Source organism: Streptomyces sp. NPDC002788 (assembly GCF_053592115.1).
Genome location: NZ_JBSFVB010000008.1, coordinates 1 through 23,492, shown reverse-complemented (window position 1 = coordinate 23,492; position 23,492 = coordinate 1). Strand labels below are relative to the sequence as shown.

General features: G+C 70.6%; 19 protein-coding genes and 1 pseudogene. 12 read left to right on the top strand and 8 right to left on the bottom strand.

Annotated elements, in window-relative coordinates:
* The first annotated feature begins 226 nt into the window (after positions 1–226).
* The 7 genes and pseudogenes from gap to pgi all read left to right on the top strand — a co-directional run bounded on the left by gap (position 227) and on the right by pgi (position 7,363).
* Positions 227–1,234, top strand: a complete 1,008-nt coding sequence (gene gap, locus ACWD1U_RS16340) for a type I glyceraldehyde-3-phosphate dehydrogenase (RefSeq protein WP_390989684.1) — start codon at positions 227–229, stop codon at positions 1,232–1,234.
* 142 nt (positions 1,235–1,376) lie between these two features.
* Entirely contained in the window at positions 1,377–2,588 is a 1,212-nt protein-coding gene (locus tag ACWD1U_RS16335) for a phosphoglycerate kinase (RefSeq protein WP_451108013.1), read from the top strand.
* A 5-nt stretch (positions 2,589–2,593) separates the two neighbouring features.
* Positions 2,594–3,370, top strand: a complete 777-nt coding sequence (tpiA, locus tag ACWD1U_RS16330) for a triose-phosphate isomerase (protein WP_451108011.1) — start codon at positions 2,594–2,596, stop codon at positions 3,368–3,370.
* A 95-nt stretch (positions 3,371–3,465) separates the two neighbouring features.
* Entirely contained in the window at positions 3,466–3,702 is a 237-nt protein-coding gene (gene secG / locus ACWD1U_RS16325) for a preprotein translocase subunit SecG (RefSeq protein WP_031121198.1), read from the top strand.
* Between the two features lie 207 nt (positions 3,703–3,909).
* Positions 3,910–4,245: an RNA polymerase-binding protein RbpA gene (locus tag ACWD1U_RS16320; protein WP_003957010.1), complete on the top strand. Its 336-nt coding sequence runs from the start codon at positions 3,910–3,912 to the stop codon at positions 4,243–4,245.
* Between the two features lie 127 nt (positions 4,246–4,372).
* Positions 4,373–5,524, top strand: a pseudogene (locus tag ACWD1U_RS16315) (MFS transporter); the annotation flags it as partial.
* A gap of 186 nt (positions 5,525–5,710) precedes the next feature.
* Positions 5,711–7,363 (top strand): glucose-6-phosphate isomerase, encoded by a 1,653-nt coding sequence (gene pgi / locus ACWD1U_RS16310; RefSeq protein ID WP_451108485.1) that lies wholly within the window; start codon positions 5,711–5,713, stop codon positions 7,361–7,363.
* 361 nt (positions 7,364–7,724) lie between these two features.
* Here the strand turns inward: pgi and ACWD1U_RS16305 are convergent, their stop codons facing one another.
* Genes ACWD1U_RS16305 through ACWD1U_RS16295 form a run of 3 tightly spaced genes read right to left on the bottom strand, consistent with a single transcriptional unit; the run spans position 7,725 to position 11,317 of the window.
* Complete coding sequence (locus tag ACWD1U_RS16305; RefSeq protein ID WP_451108009.1) at positions 7,725–10,007, bottom strand: FtsX-like permease family protein; 2,283 nt, start codon at positions 10,005–10,007, stop codon at positions 7,725–7,727.
* A gap of 39 nt (positions 10,008–10,046) precedes the next feature.
* Positions 10,047–10,805: an ABC transporter ATP-binding protein gene (locus tag ACWD1U_RS16300; RefSeq protein WP_451108008.1), complete on the bottom strand. Its 759-nt coding sequence runs from the start codon at positions 10,803–10,805 to the stop codon at positions 10,047–10,049.
* On the bottom strand, positions 10,802–11,317 hold the full coding sequence (locus ACWD1U_RS16295) for a PadR family transcriptional regulator (protein ID WP_451108007.1): 516 nt from the start codon (positions 11,315–11,317) through the stop codon (positions 10,802–10,804). Before ACWD1U_RS16295 ends, ACWD1U_RS16300 begins: the two co-directional genes overlap by 4 nt.
* Before the next feature lie 123 nt (positions 11,318–11,440).
* On the opposite strand from ACWD1U_RS16295, the gene ACWD1U_RS16290 reads away from it, so the two are divergent.
* The 5 genes from ACWD1U_RS16290 to ACWD1U_RS16270 all read left to right on the top strand — a co-directional run bounded on the left by ACWD1U_RS16290 (position 11,441) and on the right by ACWD1U_RS16270 (position 18,157).
* Complete coding sequence (locus tag ACWD1U_RS16290; RefSeq protein ID WP_451108005.1) at positions 11,441–12,712, top strand: ABC transporter substrate-binding protein; 1,272 nt, start codon at positions 11,441–11,443, stop codon at positions 12,710–12,712.
* 164 nt (positions 12,713–12,876) lie between these two features.
* Positions 12,877–14,535 (top strand): glycoside hydrolase family 13 protein, encoded by a 1,659-nt coding sequence (locus ACWD1U_RS16285; RefSeq protein ID WP_451108003.1) that lies wholly within the window; start codon positions 12,877–12,879, stop codon positions 14,533–14,535.
* Positions 14,536–14,627: 92 nt separating this feature from the next.
* On the top strand, positions 14,628–15,953 hold the full coding sequence (locus ACWD1U_RS16280; RefSeq protein ID WP_451108002.1) for an ABC transporter substrate-binding protein: 1,326 nt from the start codon (positions 14,628–14,630) through the stop codon (positions 15,951–15,953).
* A 6-nt stretch (positions 15,954–15,959) separates the two neighbouring features.
* Positions 15,960–17,321 carry an ABC transporter permease subunit gene (locus tag ACWD1U_RS16275; protein ID WP_451108000.1) on the top strand — a complete coding sequence of 454 codons (1,362 nt, stop codon included), beginning with the start codon at positions 15,960–15,962 and terminating at the stop codon, positions 17,319–17,321.
* Positions 17,318–18,157 carry a carbohydrate ABC transporter permease gene (locus ACWD1U_RS16270; protein ID WP_451107998.1) on the top strand — a complete coding sequence of 280 codons (840 nt, stop codon included), beginning with the start codon at positions 17,318–17,320 and terminating at the stop codon, positions 18,155–18,157. The genes ACWD1U_RS16275 and ACWD1U_RS16270 overlap by 4 nt, the downstream gene beginning before the upstream one ends.
* A gap of 128 nt (positions 18,158–18,285) precedes the next feature.
* On the opposite strand, the gene pgl is transcribed toward ACWD1U_RS16270, so the two are convergent.
* The 5 genes from pgl to ACWD1U_RS16245 form a co-directional block, all read right to left on the bottom strand.
* The gene (gene pgl, locus ACWD1U_RS16265; protein ID WP_451107996.1) at positions 18,286–19,071 is read right to left on the bottom strand and encodes a 6-phosphogluconolactonase; all 786 of its coding nucleotides are present in this window, start codon (positions 19,069–19,071) and stop codon (positions 18,286–18,288) included.
* Positions 19,068–20,222 carry a glucose-6-phosphate dehydrogenase assembly protein OpcA gene (gene opcA / locus ACWD1U_RS16260; protein WP_451107994.1) on the bottom strand — a complete coding sequence of 385 codons (1,155 nt, stop codon included), beginning with the start codon at positions 20,220–20,222 and terminating at the stop codon, positions 19,068–19,070. The genes pgl and opcA overlap by 4 nt, the downstream gene beginning before the upstream one ends.
* Complete coding sequence (gene zwf / locus ACWD1U_RS16255; RefSeq protein ID WP_451107993.1) at positions 20,219–21,742, bottom strand: glucose-6-phosphate dehydrogenase; 1,524 nt, start codon at positions 21,740–21,742, stop codon at positions 20,219–20,221. The genes opcA and zwf overlap by 4 nt, the downstream gene beginning before the upstream one ends.
* Positions 21,743–21,746: 4 nt before the next feature.
* Positions 21,747–22,865, bottom strand: a complete 1,119-nt coding sequence (tal, locus tag ACWD1U_RS16250) for a transaldolase (protein WP_451107992.1) — start codon at positions 22,863–22,865, stop codon at positions 21,747–21,749.
* Positions 22,866–22,899: 34 nt separating this feature from the next.
* The coding region (locus ACWD1U_RS16245; RefSeq protein ID WP_451107991.1) for a transketolase-like TK C-terminal-containing protein at positions 22,900–23,492 on the bottom strand (593 nt) is incomplete at its 5' end.

Genomic DNA, 23,492 nt, shown 5'->3' with positions numbered 1-23,492 from the left:
ATCCCTGGTCAACAGGGAACCCGCCCGGCAGCGAAATCAAGTGATCTTGCTATCGGCGGTGGGCGGTCCGTACCCCTACTGGCGGGTACGGACCGCCCTGCCGTGTATGAGGCATCTGGATGTCACCACTGCGGCTTCAGAGAGGTAGGGTCGTAGGCGGTCGGGGACATCCCAAACAGAGCTCGCCGGCACCGCATGGCCGGCGTACCAACGAGGAGATCGGTTCGTGACGATCCGCGTAGGCATCAACGGCTTCGGTCGTATCGGTCGCAACTACTTCCGCGCGCTGCTGGAGCAGGGTGCAGACATCGAGATCGTGGCTGTCAACGACCTGGGTGACACCGCAACCACCGCCCACCTGCTGAAGTACGACACCATCCTGGGCCGCCTCAAGCAGGAGGTCACACACACCGCCGACACGATCACGGTCGACGGCAAGACCATCAAGGTCCTCGCCGAGCGCAACCCCGCCGACATCCCGTGGGGTGAGCTGGGCGTCGACATCGTCATCGAGTCGACCGGCATCTTCACCAAGAAGGCCGACGCCGAGAAGCACATCGCCGGCGGTGCCAAGAAGGTCCTCATCTCGGCTCCGGCCAAGGACGAGGACGTCACCATCGTGATGGGCGTCAACCAGGACACGTACGACCCGGCGAACCACCACGTCATCTCCAACGCCTCCTGCACCACCAACTGTGTGGCGCCGATGGCCAAGGTCCTCGACGAGAACTTCGGCATCGTCAAGGGCCTGATGACGACGGTGCACGCGTACACGAACGACCAGCGCATCCTGGACTTCCCGCACAAGGACCTGCGCCGCGCCCGTGCCGCCGCCGAGAACATCATCCCGACCACCACGGGTGCCGCCAAGGCCACCGCGCTGGTCCTCCCGCAGCTCAAGGGCAAGCTGGACGGCATGGCCATGCGCGTCCCGGTCCCGACCGGTTCGGTCACCGACCTGGTCCTCGAGCTCGGCCGCGAGGTCACCAAGGAAGAGGTCAACGCGGCCTTCCAGAAGGCGGCCGAGGGCGAGCTGAAGGGCATCCTCGAGTACACCGAGGACCCGATCGTCTCGTCCGACATCGTCAACGCTCCGGCGTCCTGCACCTTCGACTCCTCCCTGACCATGGTCCAGGAGGGCAAGAACGTGAAGGTCATCGGCTGGTACGACAACGAGTGGGGCTACTCGAACCGCCTCGTGGACCTTACGGTCTTCGTCGGCAACCAGCTCTGATCAACCCAGCAGGCACGTCCATGTGAGAGCAGGGCTCGGGCGGCGCGAGGACGCGCCGTCCGAGCCCTGACGCACGTACAGATCAGAGCTGTTCGATCACGAGCGCTTACGAGCGATCACGAGCTCTTTCAGGAGTCCCCTCATGAAGACGATCGACGAACTCCTCACCGAAGGGGTCTCGGGCCGGCGGGTCTTCGTCCGCGCCGACCTGAACGTGCCGCTGGACGGCACGACCATCACCGACGACGGCCGCATCCGCGCCGTGCTGCCCACCGTCAAGGCCCTGGCCGAAGCGGGCGCCCGCGTGGTCGTCGCCTCCCACCTGGGCCGCCCCAAGGGCGCCCCGGACCCGGACTTCTCCCTGGCTCCCGCCGCCGCGCGCCTCGGTGACCTCCTCGGCGCCGATGTGGCGTTCGCGACCGACACGGTCGGCGAGTCCGCCCAGACGGTCGTGGCCGGCCTCGCCGACGGCCAGGTCGCCGTCATCGAGAACCTGCGCTTCAACGCCGGCGAGACGAGCAAGGACGACGCCGAGCGCGGCGCCTTCGCCGACCGGCTGGCCGCCCTCGCGGACGTCTACGTCGGCGACGGCTTCGGTGCCGTGCACCGCAAGCACGCCTCCGTGTACGACCTCCCGGCGCGCCTGCCGCACTACGCCGGCTACCTCATCGCGACCGAGGTCGGCGTCCTGCGCAAGCTCACCGACGACGTCAAGCGGCCCTACGTCGTCGCCCTCGGCGGCGCCAAGGTCTCCGACAAGCTCGCCGTCATCGACCAGCTGCTCGGCAAGGCCGACCGCATCCTCATCGGCGGCGGCATGGCCTACACCTTCCTCAAGGCCAAGGGCTACGAGGTCGGCAAGTCCCTCCTCCAGGAAGACCAGGTCCCGACCGTCCAGGAGTACATCGAGCGGGCCGAGAAGACCGGCGTCGAACTGGTCCTGCCCGTCGACGCCCTGGTCGCGACCGGCTTCCCGGACCTGAAGACCAAGGCCCCGGCCAACCCCACGACCGTCGCCGCGGACGCCATCCCGGCCGACGAGGAGGGTCTCGACATCGGACCCGAGACCCGCAAGCTGTACGCGTCCAAGCTCGCCGACGCCGCCACCGTCTTCTGGAACGGGCCCATGGGCGTCTTCGAGCACCCCGACTACGCCGAGGGCACCAAAGCGGTCGCCCAGGCCCTCATCGACTCCCCGGGCTTCACCGTGGTCGGCGGCGGAGACTCCGCCGCCGCCGTGCGCACCCTGGGCTTCGACGAGACGGCATTCGGCCACATCTCGACCGGTGGCGGCGCCTCCCTCGAATACCTCGAGGGCAAGACGCTCCCCGGCCTCGCCGCACTGGAGGACTGACCTCAATGAGTACGCGCACGCCGCTGATGGCGGGCAACTGGAAGATGAACCTCAACCACCTCGAGGCCATCGCGCATGTCCAGAAGCTCGCCTTCGCCCTGGCCGACAAGGACCACGAGGCCGTCGAGGTCGCCGTCCTGCCGCCCTTCACCGATCTGCGCTCCGTGCAGACCCTGGTCGACGGCGACAAGCTCAAGATCAAGTACGGCGCCCAGGACATCTCGGCGCACGACGGCGGCGCCTTCACCGGCGAGATCTCCGGCCCCATGCTGGCCAAGCTGAAGTGCACCTACGTCGCCATCGGCCACAGCGAGCGCCGCCAGTACCACGGCGAGACCGACGAACTGGTGAACGCCAAGGTCAAGGCCGCGTACAAGCACGGACTGACCCCCATCCTGTGCGTCGGTGAGGAGCTGGAGGTCCGTGAGGCGGGCAACCACGTCTCCCACACCCTCGCCCAGGTCGAGGGCGGTCTGAAGGACCTCCCCGCCGAGCAGGCCGAGACCGTCGTGATCGCCTACGAGCCCGTCTGGGCCATCGGCACCGGCAAGGTCTGCGGCGCCGAGGACGCCCAGGAGGTCTGCGCGGCGATCCGCGGCAAGATCGCCGAGCTGTACTCGCAGGAGCTGGCCGACAAGGTCCGCATCCAGTACGGCGGCTCCGTGAAGTCGGGCAACGTCGCCGAGATCATGGCCCAGGCCGACATCGACGGCGCCCTGGTCGGCGGTGCCTCACTGGACGCCGACGAGTTCGTCAAGATCGTGCGGTTCCGCGACCAGTGAGTATGCGCTAACGGCGATTCGTCGTACCCTTGCGGGGTCCAGCGCAGTGCTGGGCCCCGCGTCGTCCATCCGCATCCGAGGAAGTTGGTCCAGCCGTGGTTCTGGGGTTCTCCATCGCCCTGATCGTCTTCAGCCTGCTGCTGATGCTGCTGGTGCTGATGCACAAGGGGAAGGGCGGCGGCCTCTCCGACATGTTCGGTGGCGGCATGCAGTCCTCCGTCGGCGGCTCCTCGGTCGCCGAACGCAACCTCGACCGGATCACGGTCGTGGTCGGTCTGTTGTGGTTCGCGTGCATTGTCGTGCTCGGCATCCTGATGAAGGTGAACAACTGACCGAGCCGCAATCCGCACGGACTCGTACGTAAGGCCCCATGTTCGGTACGCGCAGCTGAGCGCGGCCTATCATGGGGCTTGCGTCTAGGTGTGAGGGTTGTAACTCCAATCACTGGACGCGCGTTGGGCCTTACGTAGACTGAGGCGCTCGCAGCGAAGCGGAACGCCGAATCGCTTCGCGGCACCATCACGCAGGGAGTTACGACCGTGGCAAGTGGCAACGCGATCCGGGGAAGCCGGGTCGGGGCGGGGCCGATGGGCGAGGCCGAGCGCGGCGAGTCCGCGCCGCGGCTGCGCATCTCCTTCTGGTGCTCCAACGGACACGAGACCCAGCCGAGCTTCGCCAGCGACGCGCAGGTGCCCGACACCTGGGACTGTCCCCGCTGCGGCTTTCCGGCCGGCCAGGACCGGGACAACCCCCCGGACCCGCCGCGCACCGAGCCCTACAAGACGCACCTGGCGTATGTGCGGGAGCGGCGCAGCGACGCGGACGGCGAGGCGATCCTCGCCGAGGCGCTCGCCAAACTGCGGGGCGAGATCTAGGAGTCGAGACCGGCCGGACATCCACAGGTGCCCGGCCGAGTTGCTTTCCGCCCTTCGCCGCCGACCGGACCGGTTGTCAGTGGTGCCCTCTACGGTTTGTGCATCGGACGAACCATGAGGGGGAGCGGTGACGACGGTCGAGGCGGGGGGCGTGTGCGCGCCCGCGTGGCGCGGGGGCTTCGGGCGGCTGTGGGGCGCCGCCGTGCTGTCCAGCTTCGGTGACGCGCTGCGCACGTCCGCGCTGCCGCTGCTGGCCGTCTCCCTGACCGACGAGCCGCTGCTCATCGCCTCTGTCACGGCCTGCGGCTATCTGCCCTGGATCGTCTTCGGCCTGCTCGGCGGGGCCGTCGCCGACCGGATGGACCAGCGGCGCGCCATGTGGACGGTCGATGTCCTGCGGGGGCTGCTGGTGGCCGCGTTCGCGGTGGCCGTCACGTCCGGGCACGCCTCGATCGGCCTGCTCATCGTGCTGGCCGTCGCCCTCACCACCCTCCAGACCCTCTTCGACAACGCTGCCACGGCGCTGCTGCCCGCCCTGGTCGACCGGGACGCGCTGGGCAGCGCCAACGCCCGGCTGATGACCGGCCAGCGCATCGCGGGCGGCCTGCTCGGCGCGCCGGTCGTGCCGCTGCTGCTGGCGGCCGGGGCCGCCGTGCCGTTCGCGGCCGACGCCGTGACCTTCCTGGCGGCCGCCGCCCTGATCGCCTCACTGCCGTCCGCCGAGTCCGCCCGGAAGCCGAGACCGGCGGGCAGCACCCTGCGCCGCGAGATAGCGGAGGGACTGCGCGCCCTGTGGCGCGACCGCGCCCTGCGCGGTCTGTGCGCCGCCACCGCCCTGTGCAACATCGGCATGGGCACCCAACTCGCCATGCTGGTGGTCCTCGTCACCGACTGGCTGGCGGCGGGCCCAGCGGGCTACGCCGCGGCGGGCACCGCCTTCACCCTGGGCAGCCTGGCCGGGGGAGTGGTGAACGGCCGGTTGGTGGCGCGGCTCGGCCGGCTGCGGTCGGTGCTGCTCGCCGGCTCCGCGCAGACCGGGCTCCTCGTCGTCATGGGCACCGTGCGCAGCCTGACCGTGCTGGTGGGGGCGCTGGCCGTGTTCGGGCTCCTGGGCATGGTGTGGAACGTCAACACGATGACCCTCATGCAGGAGCGCACCCCCGCAGGACTCCTGGGCCGGGTCAGTTCGGCCTTCCGGACCCTGGCCTTCGCCGGGGTGCCGCTCGGCGCCCTGCTGGGCGGGGCGGTCGCCACCGCCTGGGGGCCCCACACCCCGCCCCTGCTCACGGCTGCCTTCTTCGCCCTCGCCGTCGGCGCGTTGATCCCCGTGCTCAAGGTGAACGTATCCGTTGCCGAGCCGGAGGACGGCGCCAAGACAGGCGATGGCACGCGCTGCTCCATTAGGTTGGGACAGGCAGCGGGGCAAGGTACGCAGGCAGGACAGGAAAGAAGGCTGAAGTCCGAGATGAACGCAGACGGCCGTACCCGGCTCAACCAGACGTCCGAGTGGACGGCACTGGCCAAGCATCGCGAGGAGTTGGGTGACATCCAGCTGCGCGAGCTGTTCGCCGCCGACCCCGGCCGTGGCACCGCGTACACACTCCAAGCGGGCGACCTGTACGTCGACTACTCCAAGCACCTCGTCACCGACGACACCCTGCGGCTGCTGCGGGAACTGGCCGCCGCCACCGATGTGTTCGGGCTGCGGGACGCCATGTTCCGGGGCGAGAAGATCAACACCACCGAGAACCGGGCCGTGCTGCACACCGCGCTGCGCGCCCCGCGGGACGCGGTGATCGAGGTCGACGGCGAGAACGTGGTGCCGGGCGTGCACGCGGTCCTCGACAAGATGGCCGACTTCGCGGACCGGGTGCGCTCCGGGGAGTGGACCGGCCACACCGGCAAGCGGATCCGCAACGTCGTCAACGTCGGCATCGGCGGCTCCGACCTCGGCCCCGCGATGGCCTACGAGGTGCTGCGCGCCTTCACGGACCGCTCGCTGACGGTGCGTTTCGTCTCGAACGTGGACGGCGCCGACCTGCACGAGGCGCTGCGGGACCTGGACCCGGCGGAGACGCTGTTCATCATCGCCTCCAAGACCTTCACCACCATCGAGACGGTCACCAACGCCACCTCCGCCCGCTCCTGGCTGCTGGCCGCGCTCGGTGACGAGGCCGCGGTCGCCCGGCACTTCGTCGCCCTGTCGACGAACGCCGAGAAGGTCGCCGACTTCGGCATCGACACGGCCAACATGTTCGAGTTCTGGGACTGGGTCGGCGGCCGCTACTCCTACGACTCCGCCATCGGCCTGGCCCTGATGATCGCCATCGGCCCGGACCGCTTCCGAGAGATGCTCGAGGGCTTCCGGATCGTCGACGAGCACTTCCGGACCGCGCCGGCCGAGTCCAACGTGCCGCTGCTGCTGGGCCTGCTGGGCATCTGGTACGGCAACTTCCACGACGCCCAGTCGCACGCGGTGCTGCCCTACAGCCACTACCTGTCCAAGTTCACCGCTTACCTCCAGCAGCTCGACATGGAGTCCAACGGCAAGTACGTCGGCCGGGACGGACGCGAGGTGGAGTGGCAGACCGGGCCGGTGGTGTGGGGCACGCCCGGCACCAACGGGCAGCACGCCTACTACCAGTTGATCCACCAGGGCACCAAGCTCATCCCGGCGGACTTCATCGGCTTCGCCCGGCCGGTCGCCGAGTTGAGCGAGGAGCTCAGGGCCCAGCACGACCTGCTGATGGCCAACTTCTTCGCCCAGACCCAGGCGCTCGCCTTCGGCAAGATTCCGGACGAGGTGCGGGCCGAGGGCGTACCGGAGGAACTGGTGCCGCACAAGACGTTCCAGGGCAACCACCCGACGACCACGATCCTCGCCCCCGAGCTGACGCCCTCCGTTCTCGGCCAGCTCGTCGCCCTCTACGAGCACAAGGTGTTCGTGCAGGGCGCGGTGTGGGACATCGACTCCTTCGACCAGTGGGGCGTCGAACTCGGCAAGGTCCTCGCCAAGCGTGTCGAGCCCGCGCTGACCGAGGGCGCCGAGGTGGAGGGTCTGGACGCCTCCACCAGGGCCCTGGTCGCCACGTACCGGGAGCTGCGCGGCCGGCAGTGACGAGCGCCGGGCGGGGAGCGGACGGCAGCGCGCTCTTCGCCGACCGCCCGGCACGCGGCCGTCCTGACGATGATGTGGGTGCTCGCCTTCACGGTCTGCGGAGCCGTGCGGGTCTCCGACGGTTTCTTCGACACGGCCGCCGTGCACCGCTGCCTGCCGCCGCTGCTCGCCACGGTCACCAGCCGGCTGGAGACCGTCCCGGCCCTCGTCACCGGTGATCTGCACTCAGCCTCACCCTGGGGGCGTCTTCATCCTCGACGCTCAACGCGCCGGGCCGGCAGCACCCGTACACCCCGCACCCACAGCCGCCGTATCACCCGCAGCACCCCGAAGGCAGATCCCCCCGGCGCGGAGCAGGACGTCAGGTCACCGCGCTCAGCGTGTCCGCCAGCCGCCGTCGTGCGGCCCGGGCCGCGGGCACGGCGGCCAGGGCGGCCGCGCACAGCACGGCCGCCGCCCCGAGCAGCAGCATGAGCACGGCGGACGGGCCCTGCGCGATGCCCGCGCCGATACCGCTCGATCTGCCCTGCGCGTCGATCAGCCAGTGGGCGAGTGGCAGGCCCAGGGCTGTGGCGGCGAGCACGGCCGCGAGGGCCGTGAGGCCGGTGGCCGTGACGGTGATCGCCGTGATCTGCCGGGGAGACAGGCCGATGGCCTTCAGAGCCAGCAGGTCCCGTTCACCCTCGCGGACCGCGCCGCCGATCGCGGTCAGCAACTCGATGAGCCCGATGAGGGCGAGGACCGCGATCAGCCCGGCGACCACCGCGCGCAGCGGGGAGAGCCCGTCGGCGGGGTTGGTCACGGTGTGCACGTCCAGGTGGCCGCGCCCGGCCGTGGCGAGCCGGTCGGCGACCTCCCCGGGATCGGCACCGGGGTCCAGGCGCAGTTCGTAGAGGGTGGGACGGAGTCCGGGGTCGTTCGCGCGGAGGGTGTCGAGGGACGTGGAGATGACCCGGCCGGCGTTCTCCGGTTCGATGCTGCGGCCGACGATGTGCAGGATCTGCGGCTGATCGCCGACGGTCATCCGCACCCAGTCGCCCACCCGCACGTCCAGCAGGTCGAGCAGCCCCTGACCGGCCACGGCCTCGTCGGCTCCCCGGGCGGGGCGGCCCTCGGCGAGGGTGTACGGGTAGGGGTCCTGGTGGGTGCCGAGACCGCGCAGGGCGATGGTCGCCGTCTGGCCCGGGACCAGCGCGGCCGTCTCGACGCCCGGGTAGGCGGCGGCGACCTGCGGGTCGCCCTCCAGGAGCGCTCGTGTCCGCTGCTCGCCCAGCCCGGCGTCGGCGCGGACGCTGAGCGTGGTGGGCAGGCCGATCTGCTCGGGCCGGCTGTGGAAGCGGTCGAGGGTGGTCCAGGCGCTCATCGCCACGACGATCAGCAGCAGCGGCAGCGTGAGCCGGGCGACGACGGCCAGGGAGCGGGGGCGGCGGGTGAACGCCTTGTGCCAGCCCAGCACGAGCGCGGGCGGGATCCGCACGCCGAGTGCCCGCCGTGCCACGCCGGACAGCCGTCCGCCCGGGGTCGCGGCGGGTCGCGGCACCGGCACCGGCGGCACCCGTCCCGCCCGCCAGGCGGCGAGCCCGGTGGTCGCGCCGATGAACAGCACCGCGCCCGCCGGAATCACGAGCAGCGCCACGGTGTGCCCGGGCAGGCCCTGCCACACGCCGACCGCGTCCCCGAGCCGCCCCGGGACCCGGCTCCCCAGAGCCTCGGCGAGCGCGGCGGCGGCCACGGCACCGAGCAGGGCGTAGGCGAGGTGCTGGAGGAGGAAGACGCGGACCACCTGGCCGGGAGTGAAGCCGATCGCCTTCAGCACGGAGAGGTCCCGCAGGTGGCCGCGGATTCGGGTGCCGATCGCGCCGTGCACGGCGAGCCCGGCGGCGCCCAGCGCGCCCAGCCCGAACAGGCCCAGTACCTGGCCGAGGAGCCGGTTGTCGCCCTGGGCCTCGGCCCGGGCCTGCTGCCAGGTGGACACCTCGCCGATCGCCCCGGCTCCCAGCACGGTCACGGCCCGCTGGACGACGTAGGAGGTGTCGCCCGGGTCGGTCAGCCGCAGCCCGATGACCTGGCCCCCGGGATCCGGCACGGCCGACGGCAGCGCCCACACCAGGCCCGGCTGCTCACCGGGCCGGTAGCGCGGCTCGGCGCTGTCGGCGAGGCCGACGACGGTCAGCTCGCGGGCGGTGCCGGGCACGGTCAGGGTGTCGCCGGGCTGGGCAAGCAGCGCGCGGGCGAGGCGGCTCTCCAGGACCACGCCGTTCGGGGTGGCGGGGTCCAGCCAGTGGCCGGAGACGACCGGCGGGCGGCCGACGGACGGGCGTTCCCCGGTGGTGCGCAGTTCGACGGCGGCGCGGCTGCCGCGCGAGGAGACGGTGGCGGCGGCGGTGGGGTAGGGGCCGGCGACGGAGTCGACACCGTCGAGTTCGGTCAGCTTCCCGGTGTCGGCTGCGGTGTCGGTGTGCAGCCACACGTGTGCGCCGTGCGACTGCGTGAAGACGCGCTGCCAGGGGTTGGTCGCATAACCGAACAGGGCCGTGGCCAGCAGCAGGGAGGCGACGATGCCCGCGGTGGCGAGCACGAGGAACAGCGCCTCGCCGCGGTGCGTGCGCAGATCGGAGTGGGCCCAGCGCAGGGTGGCTCGCATACGGGTCAGCCCTTCCGGGGGTCGTCGTACACGCGCATGTCAGTCCCGCAGCTCCAGCACGCCGGATATCCCGGCGCGGCGCGGCGGAGCGGTGCCGCCGTCGAGTTCCGCGTCGTCGGCGATCCGGCCGTCGAAGAAGCTGATCACCCGGTCCGCCGCGCTGGCCAGCCGGGCGTCGTGCGTGACCAGCAGGATCGTCTGGCCGCGCTGGTGGAAGCGGGACAACAGCCGCATCACCTCGCGGGTGCCCTTGCTGTCCAGGCTGCCCGCGGGCTCGTCTGCCAGCAGCAGCGGGGGGTGGTTGACCAGCGCCCGAGCCAGGGCCACGCGCTGCTGCTCACCGCCGGACAGCTCGCCCGGCATGCTGCGTTCCTTGCCGGTCAGGCCCAGCTCGGCCAGCAGTGCCTCCCGCTCGGCGCGCGCCTGCTTCGCGGAGGTCCCGGCGAGCAGGGCGGGCAGCTCCACATTGTCGGCGACCGACAGGTTCGAGACCAGGTTGAAGAACTGGAAGACGATGCCGATCCGCTTCCTGCGCTCCACCGCCCAGCGGGCCTCGCTGTAGGTGTCGGTGGACTCGCCGTCGAGCCAAATGCGGCCCGCGTCCGGCCGCTGGAGTCCGCCGAGCAGATGCAGCAGTGTCGACTTGCCGGCGCCGGACGGGCCGGTGATCGCCACGAACTCGCCGGGCCGTACGCACAGGGCGACCCCGCGCACGGCGCGGGCGGGCGCGCCCTCGCCGTGGTGCGTCTTCACCAGGCCCTCGGCGCGCAGCACGGGAGCGGGGCGGTCGTCGCTCACTCCAGCTCCTCCAGCTCTTCCTGGCACCGCTCCAGCCAGTCGAGGTCGGCCTGCAGGTGCAGCATCGCGCCCTCGATCAGCAGGTGGGCGATGCGGTTGTCGCGGTCTTCGGCGGCGGCCAGCCTCGACAGCTGCCGCATGGTGTTCAAGTACTGGCGCCGCTGCTGGTTGATCAGGGCGACCTGATCGGCGAGCCCGGTCTGCGGAGCGAGCGCCAGCTTCATGAAGAACTCGTCCCGGACCCGGGGCTCGTCCTCGGGCTCCTCGAACCAGGCGCGCAGCGCCTCCCGCCCGGCGTCGGTGAGGTGGTAGACCTTCTTGTTGGGCCGGCTGGACTGCGCCACGTCCTCGCCCTCAATCAGTCCCGACTTCTCGAGGCGGCCGAGGGTCACATAGATCTGGCCGACGTTCGGCTGAGGGTACGCGGAGCCCAGCAGTTGCTCAAGGTCCTGCTTGAGCTCGTAGCCGTGGGCGGGGCCGCGGGCGAGGAGAGCCAGGAGGGGCAGGCGCACGCGTGCAGTCCTCCTGTCCGGTCCAATGTGCTCCAGGCCCTAGTATCGCCCATACCTAACAGGTATACATGGCCTCTGACTCCGGGCAAGGGTGCCCGTCGCCAGGTGTACAGGGAGGAACCTATGCGGTGGATCCATACCGCGGGTAGGGGCCTTCTCGTTCTCGTCGTGGTCCTGACCGGTCACGTCGCCGCCGGAGCGCAGGCGGGCGAGCCCCCGGAGGCCGGCCGCGGACCGCTCACCCTGGCCACCGCCGGAGACCTCACCGACTATCTCGGCCCCCTGCTGGACGGCTGGAACCGTACCCACCCCGGTGAGGAAGTGACCCTCGTCGAGCTCCCCGACTCGGCCGACGAGACCCAGGCGCAGATGGTCACCGACCTGCGCGACGGCGACCGCGGCCGGTTCGACGTGCTCAACATCGACGTCAACTGGACCTCGGACTTCGCCGCGGCGGGCTGGATCCGGCCCCTGCCGCGCGACCGCTTCCCGCTGAAGACCTTCCTCCCGCCGGTGGTGGACACGGCGACCTACGACGGCCGGCTCTACGCGGTCCCGTACGTCACCAACGCCGGCCTGCTCCTCTACCGCAAGGACGTCCTCGCCAAGGAGGGTGTGGAGCCGCCGAGCACCTGGGCGGAGCTGGAGCGGTACGCGAAGACCATCGCCCCGAAGCACGGCCTCGACGGGTACGCCGGGCAGTTCCTGCCCTACGAGGGCCTCACCGTCAACGCGGCCGAGGCGGTGTACTCGGCGGGCGGCTCGATCCTCGGCGACGAGGGCGATCTCGTCACCGTCGACTCGGCGGCGGCGCGCGAGGGCGTCGGGTTCCTGGCGCGCGGGGTGCGCGAGGGGTGGATCCCGAAAGAAGCCCTGACCTACAAGGAGGAGGAGTCCAAGCAGGCCTTCCAAGGCGGCCGGCTGCTCTTCCTGCGGAACTGGCCGTACGCCTACGTCGGCGCCTCCGCCCCGGGCTCCGGGGTCGCCGGGAAGGTCGGCGCCGTACCCCTGCCGGGACCGGACGGGCCGGGGACAAGCGTCCTCGGCGGCTCCAACCTGGCCGTCAGTTCACACGCCCGGCACCCCGACTCCGCCGCCCGCCTGATCGCGTACCTCACCAGTGAGCGCGTCCAGCGCCAGGTCCTCACACGCGGCGCGCTGCCGCCCGTACGCGCCGACCTCTACGAGGACCCCGCGCTCATCCGCAGATTCCCCTACCTGCCGACCCTGCGCGAGAGCGTGCGCACGGCCGAGCCGCGCCCCAAGAGCCCGCGTTACGACCAGGTCAGCCTGGTCGTGCAGGCGGTCGTGCACGACGCGCTGACCGGGCGCGAGACGCCCGCGGCGGCGGTGCGCCGGCTGGCGCGTGAGCTCGCCGTCATCTCGCGCCGATAGCGCGCCGACGACTCGCAGTCGACAGGTCTCCTACTTTCTTGTTAGGTAACGCGGACATCTCATCTCGCTAAGTCCTGTCGGTTATGCCCGACTTTCTCCACCTCAACTGTTCGGTAGCTTCCGCCTTTTCATTGACACCCTCTCGACACGCCTACTTAACATGCATGCATAACCGCTGCCCTCCTCAGAGACAGGTCGATGGGTTGAACAGGCACCACTGGTGGCGTGACGCAGTGATCTATCAGGTGTACGTCCGCAGCTTCCTGGACAGCACCGGTGACGGCATCGGCGATCTCGCAGGCGTCCGCGCGGGACTGCCCTACCTGAAGAAGCTCGGGGTCGACGGGATCTGGCTGAGCCCCTTCTATCCATCGCCGCAGCACGACCACGGCTACGACGTGGCCGACTACTGCGACGTCGACCCGCTCTTCGGCGACCTCGGCGAGTTCGACCTGCTGGTCGGGGCCGCGCGGCGGCTCGGCATCAAGGTGCTCCTCGACATCGTCCCGAACCACTGCTCCAGCGAGCACCCCTGGTTCCGCGAGGCGCTCGCCGCAGCGCCCGGCAGCCCGGCCCGGGCCCGTTTCCACTTCGCCGACGGCCGCGGCCCGGACGGTTCAGAACCGCCCAACAACTGGCACTCCATGTTCGGCGGGCCCGCCTGGAGCCGCGTGACAGAGCCGGACGGCCGGCCCGGCCAGTGGTACCTGCACATGTTCGCGCCCCAGCAGCCCGACTGGAACTGGCGCAACCCCGAGATCGCCGCCGAGTTCGACCGGATCCTCCGCTTCTGGCTGGACCGGGGCATCGACGGCTTCCGCATCGACGTCGCCGCCGGCCTCTTCAAACACCCGGAGCTGCCCGACTCCGACGACCCGGAGGCCGACGCCCGCACCCGCGACTCGGTCAACCCGCTCGCCTGGAACCAGCCCGAGGTGCACGACGTATGGCGCCGCTGGCGCTCCATATGCGAGGAGTACACCGAGCGCGACGGCTGCGAACGCCTGCTCGTCGGCGAGGTGTCCGTGCCGACCGCCCGCGAGCACGCGCAGTACGTCCGCCCCGACGAGTTGCACCAAGCCTTCTTCTTCGACCTGCTCAGCGCCCCCTGGGACCCGGACGCCTTCCAGAAGGTCATCTCCGAGGCCATGCAGGACATCGCCGGCACCGGCTCGACCGTCACCTGGGTCCTCAACAACCACGACCAGGTGCGCACCGTCACGCGCTACGGCGAACCGGCCACCGAGGGCAGCGGCCTCGGCGCCGCCCGCGCCCGCGCCGCCGCGCTGCTGATGCTGGCCCTGCCCGGCGCCGCGTACATCTACCAGGGCGAGGAGCTCGGCCTGCCGGAGGTCGTGGACCTGCCCGACGACGTGCTCACCGACCCGATCTTCCGCCGCACCGGCAGCCGGGCCCGGATCCGCGACGGCTGCCGGGTGCCGCTGCCCTGGTCGGGGCACGCCTCACCGTTCGGGTTCACCTCCGGCGTGGAGAGCGCCAAGCCGTGGCTGCCGCAGCCGGAGTACTTCGCCGAGTACGCCACCGACCGCGCCCTCAACGACACCCGTTCCTTCTGGCACCTGTACCGCGACGGTCTGCAACTGCGCTCCGCACTGCCCCAGTTGGGCGAGGGCACGCTGCGCTGGCTGGACACCCCGCCCGGTGTCCTGGCCTTCGCCCGCGGCGACGACCTGGTGTGCGCCGTCAACTTCGGCACAGCCCCCACCCCCGCGCCGGTCTCCGGCGCCCCACTGCTCGCCAGCGGCCCCTGCCCGCCCGGAGTGCTCTCCGGCTCGACGGCCGCCTGGTGGATCCGTTCCTGAACGCCCCGCGCGTCAACTCCCGCAAACGCCCTGCCGTAAGCGACTCCCGCGAGCGACCTCCTCGCACGCGAACCTCCGAAGGGACATCAACGATGATGCGACGACGTACCACCCTGCTCACCGGCTGCACCGCCCTCGTCCTGGCGCTCGGCGCGACCGCCTGCGGCGGTGGCCCCGTCTCGGCCGGCGGCGGCGACAAGGCACTCGGCGGCCAGACCGTCACCGTGGCCGGCGTCTGGTCCGGCACCGAGCAGAAGAACTTCCAGAAGGTCCTGGACGCCTTCACCGAGAAGACCGGCGCCAAGACGCAGTTCGTGTCCACCGGCGACAACGTCTCCACCGTCGTCGGCAGCAAGATCGAGGGCGGCAACGCCCCCGACGTCGTGATGGTCCCGCAGGTCGGCGTGCTCAAGCAGTTCGCGCAGAAGGGCTGGCTCAAGCCGCTGTCGAAGAAGACCGAGCAGGCCGTGGACGCGGGGTACGCCCCCGTGTGGAAGGAGTACGGCAGCGTCGACGGCACCCTCTACGGCCTGTACTTCAAGGCCGCCCACAAGTCGACCGTCTGGTACAGCCCCGACGCCCTCACCCAGGCCGGGGTGAAGCCGCCGAAGACCTACGACGAGATGCTGAAGGCGGGGCGGACCGTGTCCGACTCCGGCCTCGCCGCGTTCTCCGTCGCCGGGCAGGACGGCTGGACCCTCACCGACTGGTTCGAGAACGTCTACCTCTCCCAGGCCGGACCCGAGAAGTACGACGCCCTCGCCGCGCACAAGCTGAAGTGGACCGACGCGTCCGTCGTCGACGCCCTCACCACCCTCGGCAAGCTCTTCAAGGACAAGCAGCTCATCGCCGGCGGCCAGAAGGGCGCCCTGAACACCGACTTCCCCGGCTCCGTGGAGAAGGTGTTCGGGCCGGAGCCCGAGGCCGGCATGGTCTACGAGGGCGACTTCGTCGCCGGCGTCGCCAAGGACCAGTTCGGCAGGAAGGTCGGCCAGGACGCGAACTTCTTCCCGTTCCCGGCGGTCGCCGGTGGCGAGGCGCCGGTCGTCAGCGGCGGTGACGCGGCCGTCGTCCTCAAGGACGGCAAGAACCAGAAGGCCGCCCAGGCCCTCCTGGAGTACCTGGCCACCCCCGAGGCCTCGGCCGTGTGGGCGGAGGCGGGCGGCTTCCTCTCCCCGAACAAGAAGCTCGACCTCGCCTCCTACGGCGACGACGTCACCCGCGCCACCGCCAAGTCCCTCGTGGAAGCCGGGGACTCGGTCCGCTTCGACATGTCCGACCAGGCCCCGGCGTCCTTCGGCGGCACCAAGGGCACCGGCGAGTGGAAGCTGCTCCAGGACTTCCTGCGCGACCCGTCCGACCCGAAGGGCACCGCGGCGAAGCTGGAGGCCGCGGCGGCCAAGGCGTACCAGGACTGATACGCCATGACAGCGACCCTCGTGAAAGAGACGAGCCCTCCGCCGCCCACCACGCTCGCCGACCGCACCCGACGGCTGCGCCGGCGCGGGAAGATCATCGCCCTGCTGTTCGTGCTGCCCGCGCTGCTGCTGCTCGGCGCGCTCGTCGTCTACCCCGTGCTGTTCAGCGTCGGCCGCAGCTTCTTCGACGCCTCCGGGACGACCTTCGTCGGCGGCGAGAACTACGCCGAGATGTTCCGCGACCCGGCGACCCTCAAGGCCGTCCGCAACACGGCCGTCTGGGTCGTCGTCGCCCCGGCCCTGCTCACCGGCCTCGGACTGATCCTCGCCGTCCTGGTGGAGAAGGTCCGCTGGGCCACGGCCTTCAAGCTGCTCCTTTTCATGCCGATGGCGGTCTCCTTCCTCGCCGCCGGCATCATCTTCCGGCTCGCCTACGACGAGGACCCGGACAAGGGCGTCCTGAACGCCGCTGTCGTCTCCGTCCACGACGCCTTCAAGGGGGAGTCCTCGTACCCGACGGCCCGGGCGCGCGATGGGCAGGGCCTGACGAAGGACAAGGACGGGTCGTACCGCACGACCACCAGTGTCTCCCCGGGCGACGTGGTGACGCTGGGCCTGGTCGGCGTGCTGCCCGACGACCTGCCCGGCGGGGCCCGGCCCGCGTACGCGGCGGCGGGGCAGAAGGCCGCCCCCGACGAACTGCGCGGAGTGGTCTACCTGGACTTCACGCCCGGCGGGGGAGGGGAACAGGGCGAGGTCGACCGGCGGGAGAGCGGACTGCCCCAGATGAAGGTCGAGGCGGTGCGCGACGGCAAGCCCGTCGCCACGGCGACCACCGCGTCCGACGGCTCCTTCCGCTTCGAGGAACTCGCACCGGGCTCCTACGAGGTGAAGCTGCCGTCGTCCAACTTCGCCCCGCCGTACGAGGGCGTCTCCTGGCTCGGACCGGCGCTCGTCACACCGGCGATCATCGGCGCGTACCTGTGGATCTGGACCGGCTTCGCGATGGTGCTGATCGGCGCGGGCCTGTCGACGCTGCCGCGGGACGCGCTGGAGGCGGCGCGGATGGACGGCGCGAACGAGTGGCAGATCTTCCGGCGGATCACGGTCCCCCTGCTGGCACCGGTGCTGACGGTCGTGTTCATCACCCTCGTCATCAACGTGATGAAGGTTTTCGACCTCGTCTACATCATCGCGCCCGGGCCGGTGCAGGAGGACGCGACCGTGCTCGCGACGCAGATGTGGCTGGTGTCGTTCGGAGGCGGCAACAACCAGGGGCTGGGCAGTGCGCTGGGTGTGCTGCTCCTGCTGCTGGTGGTTCCGGCCATGGTGTTCAACGTCCGCCGTTTCCGAAGGGGGCAGCGATGAACGCGGTTCGGCGCGGGTTGGGCAACGGGGTCGTCCAGGCCTTCCTCGTGGTCGTGGGCCTGGTGTGGATGACGCCGCTGGCCGGGCTGTTCCTGTCCTCGCTGCGGTCCGCCGAGGACACGGCGAAGGGCGGCTGGTGGACGGTGTTCACCAGCCCCGGGCAGCTGTCCTTCGACAACTACTCGTCGCTGCTGCAGAACGCGGGCATCACGCAGGCGTTCTGGAACACGGTGCTGATATCGGTGCCGACGACGGTGCTGGTCGTGGTGATCGCGGCGCTCGCGGGCTACGCGTTCGCGTGGCTGGACTTCCCCGGGCGGGAGGCGATCTTCCTGGTCGTGGTCGCGCTGCTGGTGGTGCCCGTGCAGATCGGGCTGCTGCCGGTCGCGAAACTCTTCGGGCAGCTGGGGCTGTTCGGCACGATCCCCGGTGTCGTGCTGTTCCATGTGGCCTACGGCCTGCCCTTCGCGGTGTTCCTGCTGCGGAACTACTTCGCCGAGATGCCGAGGGAGATGTTGGAGGCCGCCCGGATGGACGGGGGCAGCGAGTGGCGTATCTTCACGCGCCTCGTGCTGCCGGTGGGGCGGCCGGCGATCGCCTCCCTCGCCATCTTCCAGTTCCTGTGGGTGTGGAACGACATGCTGGTGGCGTTGCTCTTCGCCGACAGCTCCTCACAGCCGCTGACGGTTCAACTCCAGTCGCAGATACGGCAGTTCGGCAGCAACATCGATGTGCTGGCGCCGGGGGCGTTCGTGTCCCTGGTCGTGCCCGTCGTCGTGTTCTTCGCGTTCCAGAGGCACTTCGTGCAGGGCGTGATGGCGGGCTCGGTCAAGTAGCCGCCGCACCAGGGAACTCCGCCTCCTGAACCCCCGCCCATGCCACCCACCACCAGATACGGCCCTTGAACGGGGCAACGGTGGGGGCGAGGGCCCGGGGTCCAGGGGCGGAACCCCCTGGACGTGTCTCAGGCCGAAGCCGGCGGATACAGCGAGCGCGGCAGTTGGGAAGCCGCCGCCGCGTCCAGCAGCCACAGCGTCCGGCTGCGGCCGTACGCCCCCGCCGCCGGCGCCTGGATCTCCCCCGCGCCCGAGAGCGCGATCGCCGCGGCCTGGGCCTTGTCCTCGCCCGCGGCCAACAGCCACACCTCACGGGCGGAACGAATCGCCGGCAACGTCAGCGTCACCCGGGTCGGCGGCGGCTTAGGTGCGCCGTGCACGCCGACCACCGTGCGGTCGGTCTCCCTGGCCGCCGGCAACTCGGGGAACAGCGACGCCACATGCGTGTCCGGCCCGACCCCAAGCATCAGGACGTCGAACGTCGGTACGGGACCGTGGTTCTCCGGGCCCGCCGCCCGCGCCAGTTCCTCCGCGTACGCGGCCGCCGCCGCGTCCACGTCGGTGCCGTAGGGGCCGTCCGACGCGGGCATCGCGTGCACCCGCTTCGGGTCCAGCGGCACCGAGTCGAGCAGCGCTTCCCGCGCCTGCGTGACGTTGCGCTCCGGGTCGCCCTCGGGCAGGAACCGCTCGTCACCCCACCAGAGGTCGAGCCGGCTCCAGTCGACGGCGTCCCGGGCGGGCGCCGCCGCCAGGGCGGCCAGCAGGCCGTTTCCGTTGCGGCCGCCCGTGAGGACCACGGACGCCGAGCCCCTGGAGGCCTGCGCGTCCACGATCCTGGTGATCAGCCGGGCCGCCGCGGCCTGCGCCATCAGGTCCTTGTCGCGGTGGACGACCAGCTGCGGTGCCTTGCTCACTTCGCCCCCTTCCGTGCGGGTTCCGGCGCGGGCGCCTCCTGCCTCACCGGTGCCTGCGCCGTCGCTTCCGCAGCGGGAGCTTTCGCAGCCGTTTCGACCGGAGCGGGGAGGGCGCGTCGTGCACCCCCGTCACTTTTGGGCTCTCCCTGATCTCCCCGGTCTGCCTGCTCTCCTTTGGCCGACGGACCCTCCGCCGCCGCGGGCCGGGGCACCCGAGCCGGCCGGGAGGACTTCAGCCGGTCCACTCCGTACCGCAGCGCCGACGCGTACGTGTCGTCCGGGTCCAGCCGCCGCAGCTCCTCCGCGATCAGCTCGGCCGTGTCCCGGCGCTTGAGCGCCACCGCACGGTCCGGCTGGCCCTCGATGGAGAGCGTCGCCAGGGAACCGTCGGCACGGTCCAGGCCGATCGGGCCGCAGTTGGTGTCCATACGGACCGCCGTCAGACCGGGGCCGCTGGACAGCGAGCGCTTCACGGGAACGTCCAGCCGGTCCGCGAGCCACATCGCCAGCAGCTCACAACTCGGGTTGAACTCCTCGCCCTCCACCTCGACGGCCCTGACCTCGCAGGCGACCTGGTCGAGCGCCGCCGCCAGCATCGAGCGCCAGGGCGTGATGCGGGTCCAGGACAGGTCCGTGTCGCCGGGGGTGTAGGTACCGGACCGGGTGGCCAGGTCCCGCACCGGCTGCTCGGAGGCGTAGGTGTCGGTGACCCGGCGCTGGCCGAGGGCACCCAGGGGGTCCTTCGCCGGGTCGAGCGGCGCGTTCACCGGCCACCACACCACCACCGGCGCGTCCGGCAGCAGCAGCGGAAGCACCACCGACTGGGCGTGCTCGGCCACCTCGCCGTACAGGCGGAGCACCACCGTCTCACCCGAGCCGGCGTCCGCGCCCAACCGGACCTCCGCGTCCAGGCGGGACTGCGTACGGTCGCGGGGCGAGCGGGAGACGCGCTTGATGACCACGAGCGTGCGCGAGGGATGCTCGTGCGAGGCGTCGTTCGCGGCCTTCAGCGCGTCATAGGCGTTCTCCTCGTCCGTTACGATGACCAGCGTGAGCACCATGCCGACCGCCGGGGTGCCGATCGCCCGGCGGCCCTGCACCAGCGCCTTGTTGACCTTGCTGGCCGTGGTGTCCGTCAGGTCTGTCTTCATGGCCGGCGCCAGCTCCGTCCGTGTCGCTCGAGCATTTCGTCCGCCTCGACGGGCCCCCAGGTACCGGCCTGGTACTGGGCGGGCTTGCCGTTCTTGTCCCAGTACTCCTCGATCGGGTCGAGGATCTTCCAGGACAGCTCGACCTCCTCGGTGCGCGGGAAGAGGTTCGAGTCCCCGAGGAGAACGTCCAGGATGAGACGCTCGTACGCCTCCGGACTCGACTCCGTGAAGGACTCGCCGTAGGCGAAGTCCATCGACACGTCCCGGATCTCCATGGACGTGCCCGGCACCTTCGAGCCGAAGCGGACCGTCACACCCTCGTCCGGCTGGACGCGGATGACGATCGCGTTGGAGCCCAGCTCCTCGGTCGCGGTGGAGTCGAAGGGGGAGTGCGGTGCCCGCTGGAAGACGACCGCGATCTCCGTCACCCGGCGGCCGAGCCGCTTGCCGGTGCGCAGGTAGAACGGGACGCCCGCCCAGCGGCGGTTGTCGATCTCCAGCTTGATCGCGGCGTAGGTGTCGGTCTTCGACGAGGCGTCGATGCCGTCCTCTTCCAGGTAGCCGATCACCTTCGCGCCGCCCTGCCAGCCCGCCGAGTACTGGGCGCGGACGGTGTCCCGGCCCATGTCCTTCGGCAGCCTCACGGCGCCGAGCACCTTGGTCTTCTCGGCGGCCAGCGCGTCCGCGTCGAAGGAGGCGGGCTCCTCCATCGCGGTGAGCGCCATCAGCTGGAGCAGGTGGTTCTGGATGACGTCCCGGGCGGCGCCGATGCCGTCGTAGTAGCCGGCCCGGCCGCCGATGCCGATGTCCTCGGCCATGGTGATCTGCACATGGTCCACGAAGGACCGGTTCCAGATCGGTTCGAACATCGTGTTGGCGAAGCGCAGCGCCAGGATGTTCTGGACGGTCTCCTTGCCCAGGTAGTGGTCGATGCGGAAGACCTGGTCCGGGGCGAAGACCTCGTGGACGACCTTGTTGAGCTCCTCGGCCGACGCGAGGTTGTGGCCGAACGGCTTCTCGATGACCGCGCGCCGCCAGGAACCGCCCCTCTGGTCGGCGAGCTGGTGCTTCTTCAGCTGCTGGATGACCACGGGGAAGGACTTCGGCGGCACGGAGAGGTAGAAGGCGAAGTTGCCGCCCGTGCCCTGCGCCTTGTCCAGCTCCTCGATCGTGGAGCGCAGCCGCTCGAAGGCGTCGTCGTCGTCGAAGGTGCCCTGCACGAAGCGCATGCCCTGGATGAGCTGCTGCCAGACCTCCTCGCGGAAGGGCGTGCGGGCGTGCTCCTTGACCGCGTCGTGGACCTCCTGTGCGAAGTCCTCGTGCGCCCACTCGCGGCGGGCGAAGCCCACCAGCGAGAAGCCCGGCGGCAGCAGACCACGGTTGGCGAGGTCGTACACGGCGGGCATGAGCTTCTTGCGTGACAGGTCGCCCGTGACGCCGAAGATGACCAGGCCCGACGGCCCCGCGATACGCGGGAGCCGTCGGTCCGCGGGGTCACGCAGCGGATTGCTGCTCGACACCTGTTCAGCCCTCCGAGGGGGCGAGACGCCGAAGCTCGGCTTCGGTCGACTTCAGCAGGTCGGTCCAGGACGCCTCGAACTTCTCGACGCCCTCGTCCTCCAGCAGCTTGACCACGTCGTCGTACTTGATCCCGAGCTGCTCGACCGCGTCGAGGTCGGCGCGGGCCTGCTCGTAGGTACCGGCGACGGTGTTGCCGGTGATCTCGCCGTGGTCCTCGGTGGCCAGCAGCGTGGCCTCCGGCATGGTGTTCACCGTGTTCGGGGCGACCAGCTCGGTGACGTACATGGTGTCGCTGTACGCCTTGTCCTTCACACCGGTCGACGCCCACAGCGGACGCTGCTTGTTGGCGCCCGCCTTCTCCAGGGCGTTCCAGCGGTCCGAGGAGAAGACCTCCTCGTACGCCTGGTAGGCCAGACGGGCGTTGGCGACGGCGGCCTTGCCGCGCAGCGCCTTGGCCTCGTCGGTGCCCAGTGCGTCGATCCGCTTGTCGATCTCGGTGTCCACGCGGGAGACGAAGAACGACGCCACGGAGTGGATCTTGGACAGGTCCAGGCCGCGCTCCTTGGCCTTCTCCAGGCCGGTCAGGAACGCGTCCATGACCAGGCGGTAGCGCTCCAGCGAGAAGATCAGCGTGACGTTGACGCTGATGCCCAGGCCGATGGTCTCGGCGATGGCCGGGATGCCCGCCTCGGTCGCCGGGATCTTGATGAGCGTGTTGGGCCGGTCCACCAGCCAGGCGAGCTGCTTGGCCTCGGCGACCGTCGCGCGGGTGTTGTGCGCCAGCCGCGGGTCCACCTCGATCGAGACGCGGCCGTCCTTGCCGCCGGTGGCGTCGAAGACGGGGCGCAGGACATCGGCGGCGTCGCGGACGTCCGCCGTGGTGATCATGCGGATGGCCTCTTCGACGGTGACCTCGCGGGCGGCGAGGTCGGTCAGCTGCGTGTCGTAGCCGTCACCCTGCGAGATCGCCTTCTGGAAGATCGACGGGTTGGTGGTGACGCCCACGACGTGCTGCTGGTCGATCAGCTCGGCGAGGTTGCCGGACGTGATCCGCTTGCGCGACAGGTCGTCCAGCCAGATCGCCACGCCTTCCTCGGAGAGGCGCTTGAGTGCGTCTGTCATGGAAATTCCATCTCCTACGTGTCGTATATGAGCGTCAGCGCTGAGCTGCGGCGATCGATTCCCGGGCGGCGGCGGCCACGTTCTCGGCAGTGAAGCCGAACTCGCGGAAAAGCACCTTGCCGTCGGCCGAAGCACCGAAGTGCTCCAGGGAAACGATGCGGCCGGCATCCCCGACGTACTTGTGCCACGTCAGGCCGATCCCGGCTTCCACCGCGACACGAGCCTTGACGGACGGCGGCAGAACGCTGTCCCGGTACCCCTGGTCCTGCTGCTCGAACCACTCGACCGACGGCATGGACACCACGCGGGTGGGCACGCCGGCGCCCTGGAGCTGCTCGCGCGCCTCGACGGCGACGTGCACCTCCGAGCCGGTGGCGATGAGGATGACCTCGGGCTCGCCGCCTTCGGCCTCGAACAGGACGTAACCGCCCTTGGCCGCGTCGTCGTCGGGCTCGTAGGTCGGCACGCCCTGCCGGGTCAGCGCCAGGCCGTGCGGCTGGCCCTTGCCGAACTCCTTCGTCCAGCGCTTGAGGATCTCGCGCCAGGCGATGGCGGTCTCGTTGGCGTCGGCGGGCCGGACGATGTTCAGGCCCGGGATGGCGCGCAGCGACGCCAGGTGCTCGACCG

What these genes read in the sequence shown, in the direction of transcription:
- tal (WP_451107992.1), bottom strand. Translation starts at nt 22,865, where the DNA reads ATGACAGACGCACTCAAGCGCCTCTCCGAGGAAGGCGTGGCGATCTGG.
- pgi (WP_451108485.1), top strand. Translation starts at nt 5,711, where the DNA reads ATGAACGCAGACGGCCGTACCCGGCTCAACCAGACGTCCGAGTGGACG.
- opcA (WP_451107994.1), bottom strand. Translation starts at nt 20,222, where the DNA reads ATGAAGACAGACCTGACGGACACCACGGCCAGCAAGGTCAACAAGGCG.
- ACWD1U_RS16335 (WP_451108013.1), top strand. Translation starts at nt 1,377, where the DNA reads ATGAAGACGATCGACGAACTCCTCACCGAAGGGGTCTCGGGCCGGCGG.
- ACWD1U_RS16305 (WP_451108009.1), bottom strand. Translation starts at nt 10,007, where the DNA reads ATGCGAGCCACCCTGCGCTGGGCCCACTCCGATCTGCGCACGCACCGC.
- ACWD1U_RS16275 (WP_451108000.1), top strand. Translation starts at nt 15,960, where the DNA reads ATGACAGCGACCCTCGTGAAAGAGACGAGCCCTCCGCCGCCCACCACG.
- ACWD1U_RS16280 (WP_451108002.1), top strand. Translation starts at nt 14,628, where the DNA reads ATGATGCGACGACGTACCACCCTGCTCACCGGCTGCACCGCCCTCGTC.
- ACWD1U_RS16270 (WP_451107998.1), top strand. Translation starts at nt 17,318, where the DNA reads ATGAACGCGGTTCGGCGCGGGTTGGGCAACGGGGTCGTCCAGGCCTTC.
- tpiA (WP_451108011.1), top strand. Translation starts at nt 2,594, where the DNA reads ATGAGTACGCGCACGCCGCTGATGGCGGGCAACTGGAAGATGAACCTC.
- ACWD1U_RS16290 (WP_451108005.1), top strand. Translation starts at nt 11,441, where the DNA reads ATGCGGTGGATCCATACCGCGGGTAGGGGCCTTCTCGTTCTCGTCGTG.
- ACWD1U_RS16285 (WP_451108003.1), top strand. Translation starts at nt 12,877, where the DNA reads ATGCATAACCGCTGCCCTCCTCAGAGACAGGTCGATGGGTTGAACAGG.